Consider the following 16186-nt stretch of genomic DNA (forward strand, 5'->3'; position numbering starts at 1 on the left):
ATATCTCATGAATGGTTTCTTCTTTTTATTAAAATGTAGCTAAAGTGTATCTGTTGCACGAATAAATAAAGTTGAATCGTATTATGTCATGAAGGAGGTTAGGTGAAAAATATGATAAAGTTTGCTGGCTTAAGTGTGCAAGAAATTGTCCAAACATATAGTGACACCCTCATACGAATTGCTGTGCAACAGACCAAAAATATGGCTGAGGCGGAGGACATTGTGCAGGAGGTTTATATGACACTGATAAGGCAGAACAAGCCCTTTGCTCATGAAGCACATTTAAAGGCTTGGCTTATAAAGGTGACATTTAATAAGTGCAAGGATTATTTTAAGTCCTCACGTGTGAAGAAGACGGTACCCATTACAGACGAAATGGCCTTTATTGCAAAAGAGGAGCAGATGGTTCTTACTGAAATTTTTGAGCTTCCTTCAGAAGAGAGAGTCATTGTTTATTTACATTATTACGAGGGCTATACAACGGCAGAAATTGCTGAGTTATTAGAGATCAACGTAAATACAGTAGGCTCAAAGCTCAGAAGGGCACGAATGAAGCTGAAAACGATTCTAGAAGAGGGGAGCAAAGTATGATGAATGCTTATAAGAATGTGATGAAGCAGATTCATGCTTCTGAGGAATTTAAGCGTAAGATGCAGGAAGAGATGATGAAATATGAAAAGAGGTCCTTTATGAAAAAAGTAAGAATTAGTGTTGGAAGCTTAGTAGCCTGTGCAGTGATTGCTGTCCTTGCTATGGTAAATATAAATCATGATACACCAATTGATTTGACGGAGAGAATTGTTGCGGACCATTCAACTCCTGCAGCAAGTGCGCTAGTAAATATCGAAGGGACCATTACGGAAGTTGGAGAAGATGGGCTGAGCTTTACATTGGATAACGGTATGGAAGTAGTCGTGACAGATAAAACCAAAATAGGAATAGATGGACCGACAGCACCACCTAAGGAGGAACAGCTATTTGAGCCTACTTTTAGAGTAGGTAATTTAATTGGCGGCTATACAGAAGATACCTCCTCAAACCCAGTTCAGGCTGCTGCCATTTATACAAATTGGAATTTTGAACATCCAATACGATAAAGATTTAGATGCTCAAAAAAAGAATTTCCTAAAGGGGATTCTTTTTTTTATATCATCTAGTTAACTATTTATTCCTTTTTATCCTAAAAACGAGATTGAATAATACTATTTATAAAGAAATGATTATTTTTATACAAAAAAGTATTGTCTAAAGAGAATATTGTCACTATAATTTACGTAATAGTCTCACATTTCCGAATTGCGAAAAATAATACGCATTATGGAAAAAATATCATACTAGGGGGATGGGCTATGAAAAGAAATTTAATGGTGTTGCTTACAATTATGGCAGCTTTCACGCTAGTTTTAGCGGGTTGCGGCTCGAAAGACAATACATCATCAGGTGATGGAGATAGTAAAAAAGTTTATAAGGTAGGTACTGAGGCTACATTTGCACCTATCGTATCTCTTGATGATAAAGGGAATATTGTAGGGATTGATGTGGATGTGTTACAAGCAATCGCGGATGAAATGGATTTTGAAGTGAAGTGGGAAAGTATTGGTTGGGAGCCTGTATTCCAAACAATTAAAAATGGTGAAACAGATATTGGTGGTGCAGGGATTACAATTACGGACGAGCGTAAGGAAACATTTGATTTTACTGAGCCGTACTACGAATCTCAATTATTAATCGTGGTGAAAGAAGATTCAAAGATCCAATCATTGGATGAATTAAAAGATAAAAAGATTTCTGTACAAATTAATGCTACTGGTCATATGGCTGCCAAGAAGCTACAGGGTGAATCTAGTCCCAACATTTTTGCTTTCGAAAATCAACCAATTGCTATTCAAGAGATGCTAAATGGCAACGTAGAAGCGGCGATTGGAGATAATTCAGTTGTTTATGAATATATCAAGGCACATCCAAATGACAAAATCAAAGTAATTAAAGATGATTCCTTCGAAAAAGAATACTATGGTTTCATGGTTCAAAAGGGGAACAAAGAGCTTTTAGATAAGTTAAATGAAGGCCTTAAAAAGATTAAAGAAAACGGTAAGTTAAAAGAAATTACAGGTTCAGACTTTTAGAAATAAATAAACCGTAGAAGCTCACCTCAGGGGGAGTTCTACGGTTTATTTTTTAGGTGCTAGTCTTGCGCTTCAGCAACTGTTTTGACCCGTTCTAAAAATTGTACGACTACTTTGTCCGATGCAAACAATAAAAATAATTTGACGAACCATTTTAACGCATTATTTGTTACGGAATAAGTAAAGGAAGTCTCTGTTTCATTTATTTTATTTAATTCATAGTAAGCCGTAATTTCAAACAAATTAGCGAGTACAAAGCCTACTTTCAATATTTTTTTATCAGGTGTATTCGAATATTCCAATGTTTCTACATCATACGTTTCGATACGTTTTCCTTCTTTATATTTTTGGCGATAAATACTGCCAACCCCTTCTTCTGTTACTTTTACAGGCTTGTTTTCAATTACCTGTGGCATAATCTTCTGCATGTCAGCTAAAGAGCCATCAAGTAATTTCCAAACGTTTTCGATGGGGGCATTTATGTTTATAGTCTTTGTCCATGTTTTCATCCAAACACCTCTACTTTCAAAATTACTTATCTATGCTGTAAATTAAACTAATTAATAAATGTAAGTATACTAAATTTTAACGGTAGCCACATGATTATTAACATTTGAGGAGATAAGGGAGAGAAAAACAAAAAAAGATTGAAGCCAATGTAGCTCCAATCTTTCTTATTTACATATTCATCCTATTAATGGAATAGCTATGTGTTAGTTTTCATCTTTTATTTTCCAATCGTTATAAACGATATCTTGAAGTACATTTTTCAGTTGTACAAATTGCTGCTCTGAGATATTAGATTGCTTCATCACTTGGCGGGACACTTCAGGTAGTTTCCTTCTTACATCTACGCCTTCCTTGGTTAAATATATTTTCATTAATCGTTCGTCCTCCTTAGAACGTTCACGACAAATGTAATTCTTTGCCTCTAATTTTTTTAACAACGGTGTTAATGTTCCTGAATCTAAAAATAAACGTTGGCCCAATTCTTTCACCGTTATCTGTTCGTTTTCCTCTAAAGCTAATAAAGTGATATAGCCTGTATAAGTAAGATCGTAAGGCTTCAATAATAATGTATATTGCCGAGTGATTTCCTTTGATGTTGCATACAAAAGAAAGCACAGCTGATTATCTAAATGATTAGGCATAAAAATCCCCTCTTAAAGTTCTTCTACTATCATTTATATTAAAAATAAAGTTCCTACTTGTCAAACGCAATTAAATTGTGTACAATTCAATTTGTAAAAATTAGATTGTACACAATTTAATTAATAACAAAAGATAAGGGGTTTTCAGTTATGAAAGAATTATACGCAACTACAATGATTAATGAAGGTGGCCGTAGTGGCACATCCTATGCAGAAGATCAATCTTTATCATTAAAAATTGCACCACCAGGCTCCAAATTAGCGGATGTTACAAACCCAGAACAATTATTTGCGGCTGGCTATAGTGCTTGCTTTAATAGTGCATTAGATTTAATCAAACGCCAAAAGAAACTAAAAAATGCATCAACCATTAAAGTAACAGTGAAATTAATGGAGCAAGCTTCTTTTGACTATGTGCTTGCAGTGGAAATCGAAGGGCATATTGAAGGACTAGCAGTGGAGGAAGCACAGGAATTATTAGAGGTCACACATACGGTATGCCCATATTCAAAAGCAACAATGGGCAATATTAATGTAACAATAAAAGCAGTTTAAATTGTGAAAAGAGGGAAACTACATGTTATCAACTACACCATTAAAACAAATTATGCAAATGCGTAAATCTGTTCGTAAATACAATGCAGAGACTAAAATTCCGCGTGAAACAATCATGCAGCTGTTGCAGGATGCTACTTCAGCACCTTCTTCAAGTAATATGCAGCCATGGCGCTTTCTTGTCATTGATGATAAGGAAATTCAGAAGAATATCAACTTCTTTTCATTTAATCAAGAGCAAATCGAAACAGCCTCTGCCATTATTGCTGTCATTGGTGATATAGAGATGTATGTAAATGCTGAGGAAATCTATGCAAAAAACGTGGAGCTGGGCTATATGCCAGAACCAATTGCCAATAAGCTTGCACAAGATGCGCTGACAATGTATGGTTCAGCACCAACAAAAACATTAGAAAATATCGTACACTTTGATGCTGGCTTAGTATCGATGCAAATCATGCTATTAGCGAAGGAAATGGGCTATGATACCGTTCCGATGGGTGGGTTTGATAAAGCAAAATTCGCGGAATACATGGAATTACCAGCAAATGAAATTCCTATTTTATTATTAGCCATTGGTGAAGCGGCAGCCCCAGCATATGGTTCTTCACGCCTACCAATAGACCGCATTGTTCGTTTTAATAAATAGTTTCAAGCAATGTCCTTGATACACTTGAGGACATTGCTTTTTTAAAGATTTTTTAGGAGGGAATAGGATGTCTTCATTAACTTTTATTTTAAGCTTAGTCGTAGCAGCTGAGCATTTGTATATTATGTATTTAGAAACGTTTGCAACTACTTCTAAAAGAACAGCAAAAACATTTAATCTGTCTGAAGAAGCGTTAGAAAATGCAAATGTTCAAGTTCTTTTCAAAAATCAAGGGGTTTATAATGGTCTGATTGCGATCGCCTTATTGTATGGATTATTTTTGTCACATCAGCAAACTGAAATTGTTGCCATTTTTTTAATCTTTGTAATCATTGTCGCTTTGTATGGTAGCTTAACAAGCTCTAAATCGATTCTATTAAAACAAGGTGGGCCTGCTATTTTAGCACTTATTAGTTTATTTTTCTAAAGGAATCTCTACAATAATAAAAAGATTGAAGTTAATGTAAACTCAACAACAGACATTATATATTATCTCTGTTCTAATGGAAGTATAGTGGAAGACTTATATAATTGCGAGCAAAGATTTGTTTTAAGGAAGGAAGATAATTAGCTTACGTCTAATATCCATATTGTCCAAAACTTTATTAACAGTCAAAAAGATATATATTGTGATGATTGTCTCTCTGAAAAGTTGAATATTAAACCAAGACAACAAATCAATCAAATTTGTAATAAGTTAAAAAAACAGGTCTTTGTAAAGAGAGGTTAAACAATGTTCTTCTTGCGCCAAAGATAGAATTTAGGTAGAGTTTTTCATAACATCCTAACTTTTTAATAAAGGGGTAAAATAGATGATGCTTAAAAATAGAAAAGTAATAGTAACAGGTGCAGCTTCTGGTATAGGAAAAGAAATTGTTAAACAATGTTTAGATGAAGGTGCTTCAGTACTTGCTTGTGATATTAATGAAGACGCCTTAAGGGAATTAAAACAATCAATGAATGTCCCCTCAGATTTGTATACATATCAATTAGATGTAAGTATTTATGAAGAAGTAGTCAATTTTTTTGGAAATTTGGAAAGAGAACATTGTGATGTAGATAGTTTAGTTAATAATGCTGGGATTTATTTGGGTAAGAATATACTGGATTATCAAACCGAGGAAATTGATAAAGTCATAGATATAAACTTAAAGGGATGTATTTATTTTTCTCAAATGTTCGGGAAATATCTACTTCAGAGCGAACGTAAGGGAGTCATCGTGAATATGTCTTCTGTATCAGGTATGGAAGGCAGTTCAGATGCAATATATGGACTCTCAAAAGCTGCTATATTGGGATTAACTAAAAGCTGTGCAGTGAATTTCTCACCATACATCAGAGTTAATGCCATTGCCCCTACAATGGTAAACACTCCTATGATGGATGCAATACCTATTTGGAGAAAAGAGGAATATTTAAATCATCAGCTCATCGATACACCTGTAATGCCTGAAGATGTTGCTGATACTGTTATTTTCCTCTTGTCAGATAGATCAAAGCATTACACAGGTGCGACATTTGATATTAATAATGGTGGATATCTAAGGTAGTTCAAAAACTTATTCAACTGTTTTGCCAAACTAATTATTTACCCAGAAATTTGGCGCTTTTCTCAAATAAGGAAAGCGTCTTTCCTCATGGAAATAAAACAAATGGTATGTTGAGTTGTTTATTAGAAGTTATTCAATTTAAAGGAATCGCTACATAATGATTTTTGATTAGGGAGGGGTTAGTTCTGTTGATCAAAATGTAGTTCGCCAGTGGAAGAGGCTTGGTGCTCAAATATTAATGCCATTTTGAAGAATCACTTTCAGAAGTAATACATATAAATATGTACCCCTAGGTCAATGAAAAAGGTACTTTTGCAATGCAGAAACAAAAGTACCTAAAAACTTCTATATTAGGGTTTTAAAACCACTTTAATGCAACCTTCTTGCTTTGTATCGAATATTTCATAAGCATGTTTTGCTTTTTCAAGGGGGAGTACATGTGTAATGATATCACCGACATTCACTTTTCCTTCAGCCATTAAGTTATAGACATGGGGCATGATATGAACAACTGGAGCCTGTCCAGTACGAATCGCTACATTGCGTTGGAATATATCTCCAAGTGGGAAGGCGTTGTATCGACCGCCGTATACACCGGTAATTTGGATTGTTCCTCCTTTACGTACAGCTTGACTGGCTGTGACAAGGGCTCCCATAGCACCACCTTGAAGTTTTACCCCACTTGCAAGAAATTCTAGTGGCGTCATTTTTCCGCTCATCCCTACGCAATCAATGACAACGTCTGCACCGCCCTTGGTAATCTCTTTCAAGTATTCACCACAATTTTCATGGTCTTCAAAATTAACGATTTCCACGTTATTTGTCTTCTTTGCATGTTTAAGACGATACCCAATGTAGTCAACTGCGATTACTCTTTCTGCTCCTTTCAGCCAAGCAAATTTTTGTGCTAGCAGTCCAACAGGTCCGCAGCCAAGAATAATAACAGTATCTCCTTTCTTTACACCAGCATTATCTACACTCCAAAAAGCAGTAGATGCGGCATCGGCAAGGAGAACAAGACTTTCATCAGGAACTTCTGATTTCTCTGGAATTTTGAAAGGGATAAAATTACCATAGGGCACTCGCATAAACTCTGCCTGTCCTCCTGGAAAACCGCCTGTTGTGTCTGAATAACCAAAGTAGGCACCCATTTCGCCATTATCGTTTGCATTATCACATTGACTTTCCAGATCATGATTGCAGTACCAGCATTCCCCGCATGCAATATTAAAAGGAATGACAATCCGGTCACCCTTTTTAACCTTCGTCACATCTTTTCCAACTTCTTCTACAATACCCATTGGTTCATGACCAATGACATAATCTTGTCCAAGATTCGGAATCATACCATGAATCAAATGCAAGTCTGACCCGCAAATGGCAGTAGTGGTTAAACGAACAATAATATCATCGGCTTTTTTTATTTTAGGGTCTTGTACTTCTTTAACCTCAACATTTTTTACACCTTGAAAAGTGACAGCTTTCATTAAAAAAATCCCTCATTTTCGTTTATTTTTTCGGTGGGGTAGGGAACATTCCTTTTCGATTCATATCTTTAGGGAATAAATCCAACTGGGCAATACTAATCGCATTTTCTGCTGATTTAATATCCAGTTCCTTTTGACCTGCAAGATCATAAGGTTTCAGCCATTCTTTTTTTACCATCAGTTCAGAAATTTCGAAATATAAATCGACCATGACATCCAGCTGAGTTCTCAAGATTTTCTGAAGAGCAGGAGAAGCTGTTTCTGTTAAGGCAATTGAAAGATTCCGAATACCCGTTTTAGTTGTAAGTAAAAACTCAAGAGCAATCCCCGAATCAGTTAGTTCAGGCATTCCAACTGAATTTATAGGATCTAAATAGTCTTGCATACAATTGTCCTCCTAATATTCCAATTCCGATTTTGAGTAGAGCTTAACCATAGCAGTGAGTGCCGGGGTAGATAATTTTACATTTTTGTCCAATAACGCTCTTAAATCATCATCAAAGACCACACCTTGACTCAGCTTCGATTTAAGTAAACTAGTTGTCATAAAGTTAATGACTTCATGAAATTCCATGGTTTCATGAAGTGCTAATTTTTTCTCAAACACGTAATTCGCACCTCCATAATTTTCTTTAAAAAGTCTTCCCTGTAGCAAGTCTATTTATGCAAATTCGCATTGGATTAATTCTAAGACTATATTGATAGCTATAATCTGATTTAAAGTTGAATTTCCTCCATTCTTTTCACTCAACCCATTTATTACATTACTTATGTGCTTGAAGCCTTATGAAAATTGGTTTTAGGCGTTTTTCTCTTTGTCTAAAGAAAATGCGGGATGTATCCTAAAGGGCGCTTTTCTGAAATAAGGGAAGCTTCTTTTTTTCATAAATGGGTCATTTAATGAAAGAAGGGAGCAACACTTTTTTTAGATAAATTTATATAAAATTGGATATAAAAAAGGACCTTCAGTCTCTATAGCTGTCAGGTCCTTATTTTTTATACTATTTCATTTGTTTTTTAAAATATCTTCTACTTTGGTAAACCTCAAGACAACAAACAGGAGAATGAAGCCCAGTACATCCTGGATATAACTCAATGGTTCATCATCTTTTGAATGCAACCATAAATTTGCTTAACACACTGCCAAGAATTATTAATATTATATTAGTCCCAACAAGCCAACTGTGTGCATGCATTACTATACATTGTAATGTAAAGAAAAATAAAAAACCCCAAAAGCTGCATATAACTGAAGTGACCCCTATAAGTTAGACACGGTTATTTCGTTTAGGCAGCTTGGGTAAACTGAGTTCGGTATTCTACCGGACTCAGTTTTAATTTTGCCTTTAAACGTCTCGTGTTGTAATACGTTATATACTTTTCAAGTTCCTTTTTAAAATGCTCGACACTATCAAATTCCTTTAAGTAGAGGAATTCTGACTTCATGATGCCGAAGAAATTCTCCATGACAGAGTTGTCATAACAGTTTCCCTTACGTGACATACTTTGCACAATGCCTCTTGATTCAAGGGCGTGGCGATATTGTTTCATTTGGTAATGCCAACCTTGATCTGAATGCATCAATAATTGATGTTCCTCTGGCAACCTCTCTAGTGCCTTCTCCAACATTTCTGATACAAGCGAATATGTTGGTCTATGACCAATTGTGTACGTAATAATTTCGCCGTTAAATAAGTCTAAAATAGGTGATAAATAGAGCTTTTCACCAAACAGCTTAAACTCCGTAATATCTGTAACCCATTTTTCATTCGGTGCTTCTGCTATGAAGTTACGATCCAATCTATTAGGCGCAATCTTACCGATTGTCCCTTTATAAGATTTGTATTTCTTCATACGCACTAAGCACTTTAAACCTAATTCTTTCATGATACGTTGAACCTTTTTATGATTCACTTTTTTCCCACGATTTGCTAGCTCATCACGAATACGACGATAACCATAACGACCTTCGTGTTCGTTATAAATTGCTCGAATTTCGGCCTTTAACTCGGCATCTGGATCTGGACGATCCATCTTCTTCACTAAATCATAGTACGTGCTACGTGGAATGCCTGCGAATTTCGCAAGCGCCTTCACCGAGTATTTATGCCTTAATTCATAGATGACCTTTACTTTGTCTTCTTTGGTGATTTTTCCTTGGCTTGAACTAAGGCGTTCAACTTTTTTAAGTACTCATTTTCCATACGTAGACGATTGATTTCTGCTTGAAGTGCTTCAGGTGTCCCTTCTACTGGTGCTTGTTTTGGTTGTTTGTTCGTTTCTTTTTTCATGGATGGATGCCCCTTTTTCCTTGATTGAAGGGCATCGAATCCTTTTGTTTTAAATTGCTTTTTCCAACTACGAAGTGTAGAAGGCGTAGCTATCTTAAAGATAGCTGCTGTTTCAAGTAAGGACGTACCATTTTCAATCATAAAGTTTAGTACGTCTAGTTTAAACTGTGCCGAATAATTTGTATATCGCTTTATAAACGCTTCTACGCCATTATACTCATATTGTTTCGCCCAATTAAGAATTGCTTTGTGATCTGTTCCGATAGATTTAGCAATTTCATGTGAACTTTCATTGCCTTTTATGTAACGTAAGGCTGCTTGTAGTTTTTCTTCCGATGTAAATTTAGCCATATAAAAACTGCTCCTCCAAATGTTAGATGTGTCTAACATTTGGGGAGCAGTTCAATACAGTGGGGTTTTCACATAAGATCATCAGCTTATTCTAAATATAGTCCTACAACAACGGTTGGTATCGGTACTGCAACTGTAAATGGTGTTATGATTAATTCGCCGTATTCAAATCACACAGCAGCACCAGATTATAATTTCCATGGTAGTTTGAAAAATTATCAAATTATGTTAACAGGCAAAAGCCAACCTCTTAAAGCCAACGATATTGTAACTCTATTCTTTAGAGCACATTCATCTAACGGTGCAAATAGTAGTGCTACTTCGGTTGACCTGAAATGTAGAGTATCATAAACTTTCCATATAGGGGGTTAAATAGATGGCTCTTAGATGGAATAAGGAAAATATTATTTTCGATAGCTTACATGAAGCAGATGTATGGGCCGACTCAATAGGAAATGAGATTTATGCAAGACTATATGATGGTTATGATACACCAGATTATAAAATAGCTTATTCCTTAGCTTTTAGACTTGCTGAAATGAAAGAATTCAGAGTAATTACTGAGATTTCAATAGATAAGGAAACAAGATATAAAGTCTGGGTAATATCTGCTTAGAATTGATTACACTTATTTAAAACTTACTCCTTGAATACATCTTGAAGCCCCGAATTGTAGACACTTAAAAGTGAAAACTATTCGGGGTTTTTTGTTTTATAGCGAAACACTTTAAATATCTATGGGAATAAAAGTGGTATGTGATTGGATTCATCTATTAAATATTAAATTTAAAGCCTATTAATAAATGTGTGGTTTGAAATAAAGTTGCGAAGTTTATAAAAAAGACACGATGTTTAAAACAAAGTCGCGATAGTTATAAAAAAGTTGCGAAGTTATACCCCTTTGGATCACTGAGACCAAAGGATTTTTATAAAAAGGTAGTATTCCACAAACGGGCCATATTATTGAATAACAATTTTTAAAGATATATTACCAAACGACGCTTTGGTAACGTTCTATCCTACAAAAAAGACACCTATCTGATGGGAGTTGAATCCCAATCAGACAGGTGTCTTTTTTGTCTTATTTTTTCATCGTCATTTCTGTTGCAGCTGCTTCAATGACTCCGATTGCCCAATGACTAGCCGGTACATCACGGAATGTTGATTCGGTGATGTTTTCTACTGTTGGTCGTTCAAATAATTGGTTCAGGACTTTTACCGCTTGTGCACGTGTTAACGCACCATTCGGATTAAACGTTGTCGCACTGTTTCCAGTCATAATGCCGAGGGCACTTACTCTTTCAATCGATGAGGCAGCCCAATGGCTTGCTGCAACATCGGAAAAGACTTTTCCGGGCTTAGCGGTTTGACAATACGTTTTCGTGTCATCTTGTGCACACACTGTATCTACCCAGCGTGCGATGACACCCGCCATTTGGGCACGGGTAATTGTCCCATTCGGGTCAAATTTGGTTTGGGTTGTGCCATTAAATAAACCAGCTTGTTTCACAAACTCAATCGCATCCTTCGAAGTATTCTTTTCCGTATCTTCAAAAGTTACTTCGGCTGTTGGAATTTTCCCATTTGTTAAGAAACGGGCTAACATTGTTGCCATTTGAGCACGTGTTACCGAAGCATTTGGTTTAAATGTGCCATCTGGGTACCCTTGAATGTAGGGCACTAATCGGTTTGTTTCTACTTCCTCTTTCTCTTCTTCTTGCACTTCTGAAGCATACACTAAGCTAAATGTGGAGAAATGATCGACTTCAAATTGGAATCCTTTCACACCTGGTTCAAATTCTACTATACGACCACGTTTTACTTCAGTTGTTGCGTCACTATGCTCAATATAAACAACCAGTGAGGCCATTTGTTCTGCTGTTAATGCAGCCGAAATTGGTAACGTAATCGTTATCGGACGATTTTGTAGATTCGTTTCAATCGTTACCGGTGTCCCTAACAATGAAAGGGTTGCTCTATTTGGCATCGCCTGTTGAATGTGTTCATTTTGTCGCACATTCGCCTGAATCATTTCCTGTTGTTGTGCCTTTACAGGCATAATGCGGAAGAATATATCCTCAGTGATCCCATTAAATGCGGTAGATGGCATCATCAAGTGTGCTAATGCTGTTTGCATAAAAAGATTCGTTTGTTGCTTGTTTAAATAGAGCCCAGCCGTTCGTGGGAGATGTAAAATCGCTTCTACTGTCGCCGTTTCTGCTGGGTATACGAGACGAATTGTTCGTTCCTCTTGATTCGACATTTGTTGTACTTGTACTTGAACAGGTTCCAATAAAACGTTTGCATGATAACGCACGATTCCTTGTTCAACCGTACGAATAATAGGGATGACACCTGAAGGCATCGGTTCCACTGAGTCGTCTGGTTGTGGTACCGGTGTCGTCTCTGGTACGGTTGTTGGTGCCTTCACCGTAATGGTAGCCGTATCAAATGAACTGCCGTAAGTAGCCGTAACAGTCACCGTACCGGGTGCGATTGCAGTTAAGGTACTTCCTTGGATCGTCGCAACCGTTGGATCGCTTACTGTAAATCCGGTTTTCGCCGTTTGATCTTGCGTAGTGCCATCCGAAAGGTTTTCTATTAGTTGGAAGTTTTGTGTGCCTCCAACAGTTAGTTGCCCTGTTTTAGGTGAAAGACTAATGCCTGTTGTTGTGACAGGAGCTGAATTCACCGTAATGGTTGCTGTATCAGATGTGCTGCCGTAAGTAGCCCTGACGGCCACCGTCCCAGGAGCAATCGCTGTTAAGACATTATCTTGCATCGTGGCGATGGCTGAATTATCTACTGTAAATTGGGCATTCCCAGTTTGATCTTGGGTTGTGCCATCCGAAAGGTTTTCTATTAGTTGGAAGTTTTGTGTGCCTCCAACAGTTAGTTGCCCTGTTTTAGGTGAAAGACTAATGCCTGTTGTTGTGACAGGAGCTGAATTCACCGTAATGGTTGCTGTATCAGATGTGCTGCCGTAAGTAGCCCTGACGGTCACCGTCCCAGGAGCAATCGCTGTTAAGACATTATCTTGCATCGTGGCGATGGCTGAATTATCTACTGTAAATTGGGCATTCCCAGTTTGATCTTGGGTTGTGCCATCCGAAAGGTTTTCTATTAGTTGGAAGTTTTGTGTGCCTCCAACAGTTAGTTGCCCTGTTTTAGGTGAAAGACTAATGCCTGTTGTTGTGACAGGAGCTGAATTCACCGTAATGGTTGCTGTATCAGATGTGCTGCCGTAAGTAGCCCTGACGGCCACCGTCCCAGGAGCAATCGCTGTTAAGACATTATCTTGCATCGTGGCGATGGCTGAATTATCTACTGTAAATTGGGCATTCCCAGTTTGATCTTGGGTTGTGCCATCCGAAAGGTTTTCTATTAGTTGGAAGTTTTGTGTGCCTCCAACAGTTAGTTGCCCTGTTTTAGGTGAAAGACTAATGCCTGTTGTTGTGACAGGAGCTGAATTCACCGTAATGGTTGCTGTATCAGATGTGCTGCCGTAAGTAGCCCTGACGGTCACCGTCCCAGGAGCAATCGCTGTTAAGACATTATCTTGCATCGTGGCGATGGCTGAATTATCTACTGTAAATTGGGCATTCCCAGTTTGATCTTGGGTTGTGCCATCCGAAAGGTTTTCTATTAGTTGGAAGTTTTGTGTGCCTCCAACAGTTAGTTGCCCTGTTTTAGGTGAAAGACTAATGCCTGTTGTTGTGACAGGAGCTGAATTCACCGTAATGGTTGCTGTATCAGATGTGCTGCCGTAAGTAGCCCTGACGGTCACCGTCCCAGGAGCAATCGCTGTTAAGACATTATCTTGCATCGTGGCGATGGCTGAATTATCTACTGTAAATTGGGCATTCCCAGTTTGATCTTGGGTTGTGCCATCCGAAAGGTTTTCTATTAGTTGGAAGTTTTGTGTGCCTCCAACAGTTAGTTGCCCTGTTTTGGGTGATAGAACTATGCCTGTTGAGTAAGTGGGCCACTTTGCATAAATTATCATAGGTGCTGTAACCGTATATGTCCATGAAGTAGTATACGATTGGTCCTCGAACCATCCGTGAAAAGTAGCTCCTGGCTTGGCTTGGTGATTAAATGCTGTCTGACTAAGTCTTGAAATTTGTCCTTTAAATTCAACTTGATTTAGCTGGTTATTATAAAAGGCAAAAGTCCCAATACTAGTCACACTAGAAGGAATGGTCACATTCGGTAGCTGGTTAGACGCAAAGGCAAAACCCCCAATACTGGTCACGCTAGAAGGAATGGTCACATCCGTTAGCTGGTTACTATAAAAGACATAATCCCCAATACTAGTCACGCTAGAAGGAATGGTCACATTCGGTAGCTGGTTATACGCAAAGGCAGAAGCCCCAATACTGGTCACGCTAGAAGGAATGGTCACATTCGTTAGCTGGTTATTATAAAAGGCAAACTCCCCAATACTGGTCACGCTAGAAGGAATGGTCACATTCGGTAGCTGGTTAGATCGAAAGGCAAAAGCCCCAATACTGGTCACGCTAGAAGGAATGGTCACATTCGTTAGCTTGTTATTATAAAAGGCATACTCCCCAATACTGGTCACGCTAGAAGGAATGGTCACATCCGTTAGCTGGTTACTATAAAAGACAGAATCCCCAATACTGGTCACGCTAGAAGGAATGGTCACATTCGGTAGCTTGTTATATCGAAAGGCAGAAGCCCCAATACTGGTCACGCTAGAAGGAATGGTCACATTCGTTAGCTGGTTAGACGCAAAGGCAGAATCCCCAATACTGGTCACGCTAGAAGGAATGGTCACATTCGTTAGCTGGTTAGACGCAAAGGCAGAAGCCCCAATACTGGTCACGCTAGAAGGAATGGTCACATTAGTTAGCTTGTTAGATTGAAAGGCAAACTCCCCAATATTGGTCACGCTAGAAGGAATGGTCACATTCGTTAGCTTGTTAGACGCAAAGGCAGAAGCCCCAATATTAGTCACGCTAGAAGGAATGGTCACATTCGGTAGCTGGTTATAATAAAAGGCAGAAGCCCCAATGCTAGTCACGCTAGAAGGAATGGTCACATTCGTTAGCTGGTTATTATAAAAGGCAAACTCCCCAATATTGGTCACGCTAGAAGGAATGGTCACATTCGTTAGCTTGTTAGACGCAAAGGCAGAAGCCCCAATGCTGGTCACGCTAGAAGGAATGGTCACATTCGGTAGCTGGTTAGACGCAAAGGCAAACTCCCCAATATTGGTCACGCTAGAAGGAATGGTCACATTCGTTAGCTGGTTATACGCAAAGGCAGAATCCCCAATACTGGTCACGCTAGAAGGAATGGTCACATTCGTTAGCTGGTTATATCGAAAGGCAGAATCCCCAATACTGGTCACCGCTTGACCATCAATAGTAGGTGGAATAGTGACGTCTTTTGTTGTTCCTTTGTAACTTTTAATGGTAACGCCTGTACCATTTGGATTTGTTAAAAAATCGGATTCACTATTCGCAGCACCATAGACCGGTATATTTCCCCATTGTAAATTGAGGAGTAACACGATTAGGAATAGACTAGCTAGTTTTTTCATATAGTAAGTCCCTCTCTTTCTTGTGATTTCTATGTACGAATAACGTCAACTTCTCTAGCATTCAGAACATACAAAAGTAAAAAATAACATACAAAGGTTAAAAATAGGTTAAAAATTTAAAATTAAGTAATTATTTTTTATACAAACCCATTCAAAATAACGTTCCCAAATAAAAGTTTGGGTAGACACAAAAGCCAAGAAACGCTGTAAAACAAACGTTACTTGGCTTTTTCATTGGATATTGTTTATACAAAGGTATATAAAGAGAGTTTACAATAAGACTTTTCAAAATATTGCAGAAAACATTGTAGGGGTGTTATATGAATAAAAACCTGTATATGGAGACTTTCTAAATCTGTATTCTTCTCAATCCTATATTACAATTGCTGGTGGTTTAGGTGAAACGATCTTCAACAAACGGGCGCGATTGTGGAGCAACACAGGTAGAAAATAATCA

15 protein-coding genes are annotated in these 16186 nt (G+C 37.7%); 8 read left to right on the forward strand and 7 right to left on the reverse strand.

What is annotated here, in order from left to right:
* The first annotated feature begins 111 nt into the window (after window positions 1-111).
* The 3 genes from NYE73_RS11490 (at window position 112) to NYE73_RS11500 (ending at window position 2126) form a co-directional block, all read left to right on the forward strand.
* Window positions 112-591 carry an RNA polymerase sigma factor gene (locus tag NYE73_RS11490; protein WP_259951302.1) on the forward strand — a complete coding sequence of 160 codons (480 nt, stop codon included), beginning with the start codon at window positions 112-114 and terminating at the stop codon, window positions 589-591.
* Window positions 588-1097, forward strand: coding sequence for a hypothetical protein (locus NYE73_RS11495; RefSeq protein ID WP_259951301.1), 510 nt, complete (start codon window positions 588-590; stop codon window positions 1095-1097). Before NYE73_RS11490 ends, NYE73_RS11495 begins: the two co-directional genes overlap by 4 nt.
* A gap of 252 nt (window positions 1098-1349) precedes the next feature.
* Window positions 1350-2126 carry a basic amino acid ABC transporter substrate-binding protein gene (locus NYE73_RS11500; RefSeq protein WP_004228443.1) on the forward strand — a complete coding sequence of 259 codons (777 nt, stop codon included), beginning with the start codon at window positions 1350-1352 and terminating at the stop codon, window positions 2124-2126.
* A gap of 59 nt (window positions 2127-2185) precedes the next feature.
* Here the strand turns inward: NYE73_RS11500 and NYE73_RS11505 are convergent, their stop codons facing one another.
* Entirely contained in the window at window positions 2186-2635 is a 450-nt protein-coding gene (locus NYE73_RS11505; RefSeq protein WP_048394580.1) for an SRPBCC family protein, read from the reverse strand.
* 204 nt (window positions 2636-2839) lie between these two features.
* The gene (locus tag NYE73_RS11510) at window positions 2840-3277 is read right to left on the reverse strand and encodes a MarR family winged helix-turn-helix transcriptional regulator (protein ID WP_054549302.1); all 438 of its coding nucleotides are present in this window, start codon (window positions 3275-3277) and stop codon (window positions 2840-2842) included.
* Between the two features lie 150 nt (window positions 3278-3427).
* On the opposite strand from NYE73_RS11510, the gene NYE73_RS11515 reads away from it, so the two are divergent.
* The 4 genes from NYE73_RS11515 (at window position 3428) to NYE73_RS11530 (ending at window position 6031) form a co-directional block, all read left to right on the forward strand.
* Window positions 3428-3832, forward strand: coding sequence for an Ohr family peroxiredoxin (locus tag NYE73_RS11515; protein WP_004228436.1), 405 nt, complete (start codon window positions 3428-3430; stop codon window positions 3830-3832).
* A 22-nt stretch (window positions 3833-3854) separates the two neighbouring features.
* Window positions 3855-4481, forward strand: a complete 627-nt coding sequence (locus tag NYE73_RS11520) for a nitroreductase family protein (protein ID WP_066037868.1) — start codon at window positions 3855-3857, stop codon at window positions 4479-4481.
* A gap of 67 nt (window positions 4482-4548) precedes the next feature.
* Window positions 4549-4908 carry a DUF1304 domain-containing protein gene (locus NYE73_RS11525; protein ID WP_066037869.1) on the forward strand — a complete coding sequence of 120 codons (360 nt, stop codon included), beginning with the start codon at window positions 4549-4551 and terminating at the stop codon, window positions 4906-4908.
* Window positions 4909-5296: 388 nt separating this feature from the next.
* On the forward strand, window positions 5297-6031 hold the full coding sequence (locus NYE73_RS11530) for an SDR family NAD(P)-dependent oxidoreductase (protein ID WP_048394621.1): 735 nt from the start codon (window positions 5297-5299) through the stop codon (window positions 6029-6031).
* A gap of 350 nt (window positions 6032-6381) precedes the next feature.
* On the opposite strand, the gene NYE73_RS11535 is transcribed toward NYE73_RS11530, so the two are convergent.
* The 4 genes from NYE73_RS11535 to NYE73_RS11550 all read right to left on the reverse strand — a co-directional run bounded on the left by NYE73_RS11535 (window position 6382) and on the right by NYE73_RS11550 (window position 10160).
* Window positions 6382-7518, reverse strand: a complete 1137-nt coding sequence (locus NYE73_RS11535; protein ID WP_054549299.1) for a zinc-dependent alcohol dehydrogenase — start codon at window positions 7516-7518, stop codon at window positions 6382-6384.
* A 22-nt stretch (window positions 7519-7540) separates the two neighbouring features.
* Entirely contained in the window at window positions 7541-7903 is a 363-nt protein-coding gene (locus NYE73_RS11540) for a spore coat protein (RefSeq protein WP_048394572.1), read from the reverse strand.
* Between the two features lie 12 nt (window positions 7904-7915).
* The gene (locus NYE73_RS11545) at window positions 7916-8125 is read right to left on the reverse strand and encodes a hypothetical protein (protein WP_016993944.1); all 210 of its coding nucleotides are present in this window, start codon (window positions 8123-8125) and stop codon (window positions 7916-7918) included.
* Window positions 8126-8805: 680 nt separating this feature from the next.
* A protein-coding gene (locus NYE73_RS11550; protein WP_139111235.1) for an IS3 family transposase occupies window positions 8806-10160 on the reverse strand; the annotation gives its coding sequence in 2 pieces (ribosomal slippage) (window positions 8806-9707 and window positions 9707-10160; 1356 coding nt in all).
* A 376-nt stretch (window positions 10161-10536) separates the two neighbouring features.
* Between NYE73_RS11550 and NYE73_RS11555 the strand changes: the two genes are divergently transcribed.
* Complete coding sequence (locus NYE73_RS11555) at window positions 10537-10776, forward strand: hypothetical protein (protein WP_004224260.1); 240 nt, start codon at window positions 10537-10539, stop codon at window positions 10774-10776.
* Between the two features lie 465 nt (window positions 10777-11241).
* On the opposite strand, the gene NYE73_RS11560 is transcribed toward NYE73_RS11555, so the two are convergent.
* Window positions 11242-15729, reverse strand: coding sequence for a leucine-rich repeat protein (locus NYE73_RS11560; protein ID WP_340815516.1), 4488 nt, complete (start codon window positions 15727-15729; stop codon window positions 11242-11244).
* Window positions 15730-16186 lie beyond the last annotated feature (457 nt).

The organism is Lysinibacillus sp. FSL K6-0102, from assembly GCF_038003545.1.
In the GTDB taxonomy this organism is placed as follows: Bacteria; Bacillota; Bacilli; order Bacillales_A; family Planococcaceae; genus Lysinibacillus; species Lysinibacillus capsici.

Bases quoted from the DNA above. Each gene is read 5' to 3' on its own strand.
- NYE73_RS11490 (WP_259951302.1), top strand. From the start codon at position 112: ATGATAAAGTTTGCTGGCTTAAGTGTGCAAGAAATTGTCCAAACATAT.
- NYE73_RS11495 (WP_259951301.1), top strand. From the start codon at position 588: ATGATGAATGCTTATAAGAATGTGATGAAGCAGATTCATGCTTCTGAG.
- NYE73_RS11500 (WP_004228443.1), top strand. From the start codon at position 1,350: ATGAAAAGAAATTTAATGGTGTTGCTTACAATTATGGCAGCTTTCACG.
- NYE73_RS11505 (WP_048394580.1), bottom strand. From the start codon at position 2,635: ATGAAAACATGGACAAAGACTATAAACATAAATGCCCCCATCGAAAAC.
- NYE73_RS11510 (WP_054549302.1), bottom strand. From the start codon at position 3,277: ATGCCTAATCATTTAGATAATCAGCTGTGCTTTCTTTTGTATGCAACA.
- NYE73_RS11515 (WP_004228436.1), top strand. From the start codon at position 3,428: ATGAAAGAATTATACGCAACTACAATGATTAATGAAGGTGGCCGTAGT.
- NYE73_RS11520 (WP_066037868.1), top strand. From the start codon at position 3,855: ATGTTATCAACTACACCATTAAAACAAATTATGCAAATGCGTAAATCT.
- NYE73_RS11525 (WP_066037869.1), top strand. From the start codon at position 4,549: ATGTCTTCATTAACTTTTATTTTAAGCTTAGTCGTAGCAGCTGAGCAT.
- NYE73_RS11530 (WP_048394621.1), top strand. From the start codon at position 5,297: ATGCTTAAAAATAGAAAAGTAATAGTAACAGGTGCAGCTTCTGGTATA.
- NYE73_RS11535 (WP_054549299.1), bottom strand. From the start codon at position 7,518: ATGAAAGCTGTCACTTTTCAAGGTGTAAAAAATGTTGAGGTTAAAGAA.
- NYE73_RS11540 (WP_048394572.1), bottom strand. From the start codon at position 7,903: ATGCAAGACTATTTAGATCCTATAAATTCAGTTGGAATGCCTGAACTA.
- NYE73_RS11555 (WP_004224260.1), top strand. From the start codon at position 10,537: ATGGCTCTTAGATGGAATAAGGAAAATATTATTTTCGATAGCTTACAT.
- NYE73_RS11560 (WP_340815516.1), bottom strand. From the start codon at position 15,729: ATGAAAAAACTAGCTAGTCTATTCCTAATCGTGTTACTCCTCAATTTA.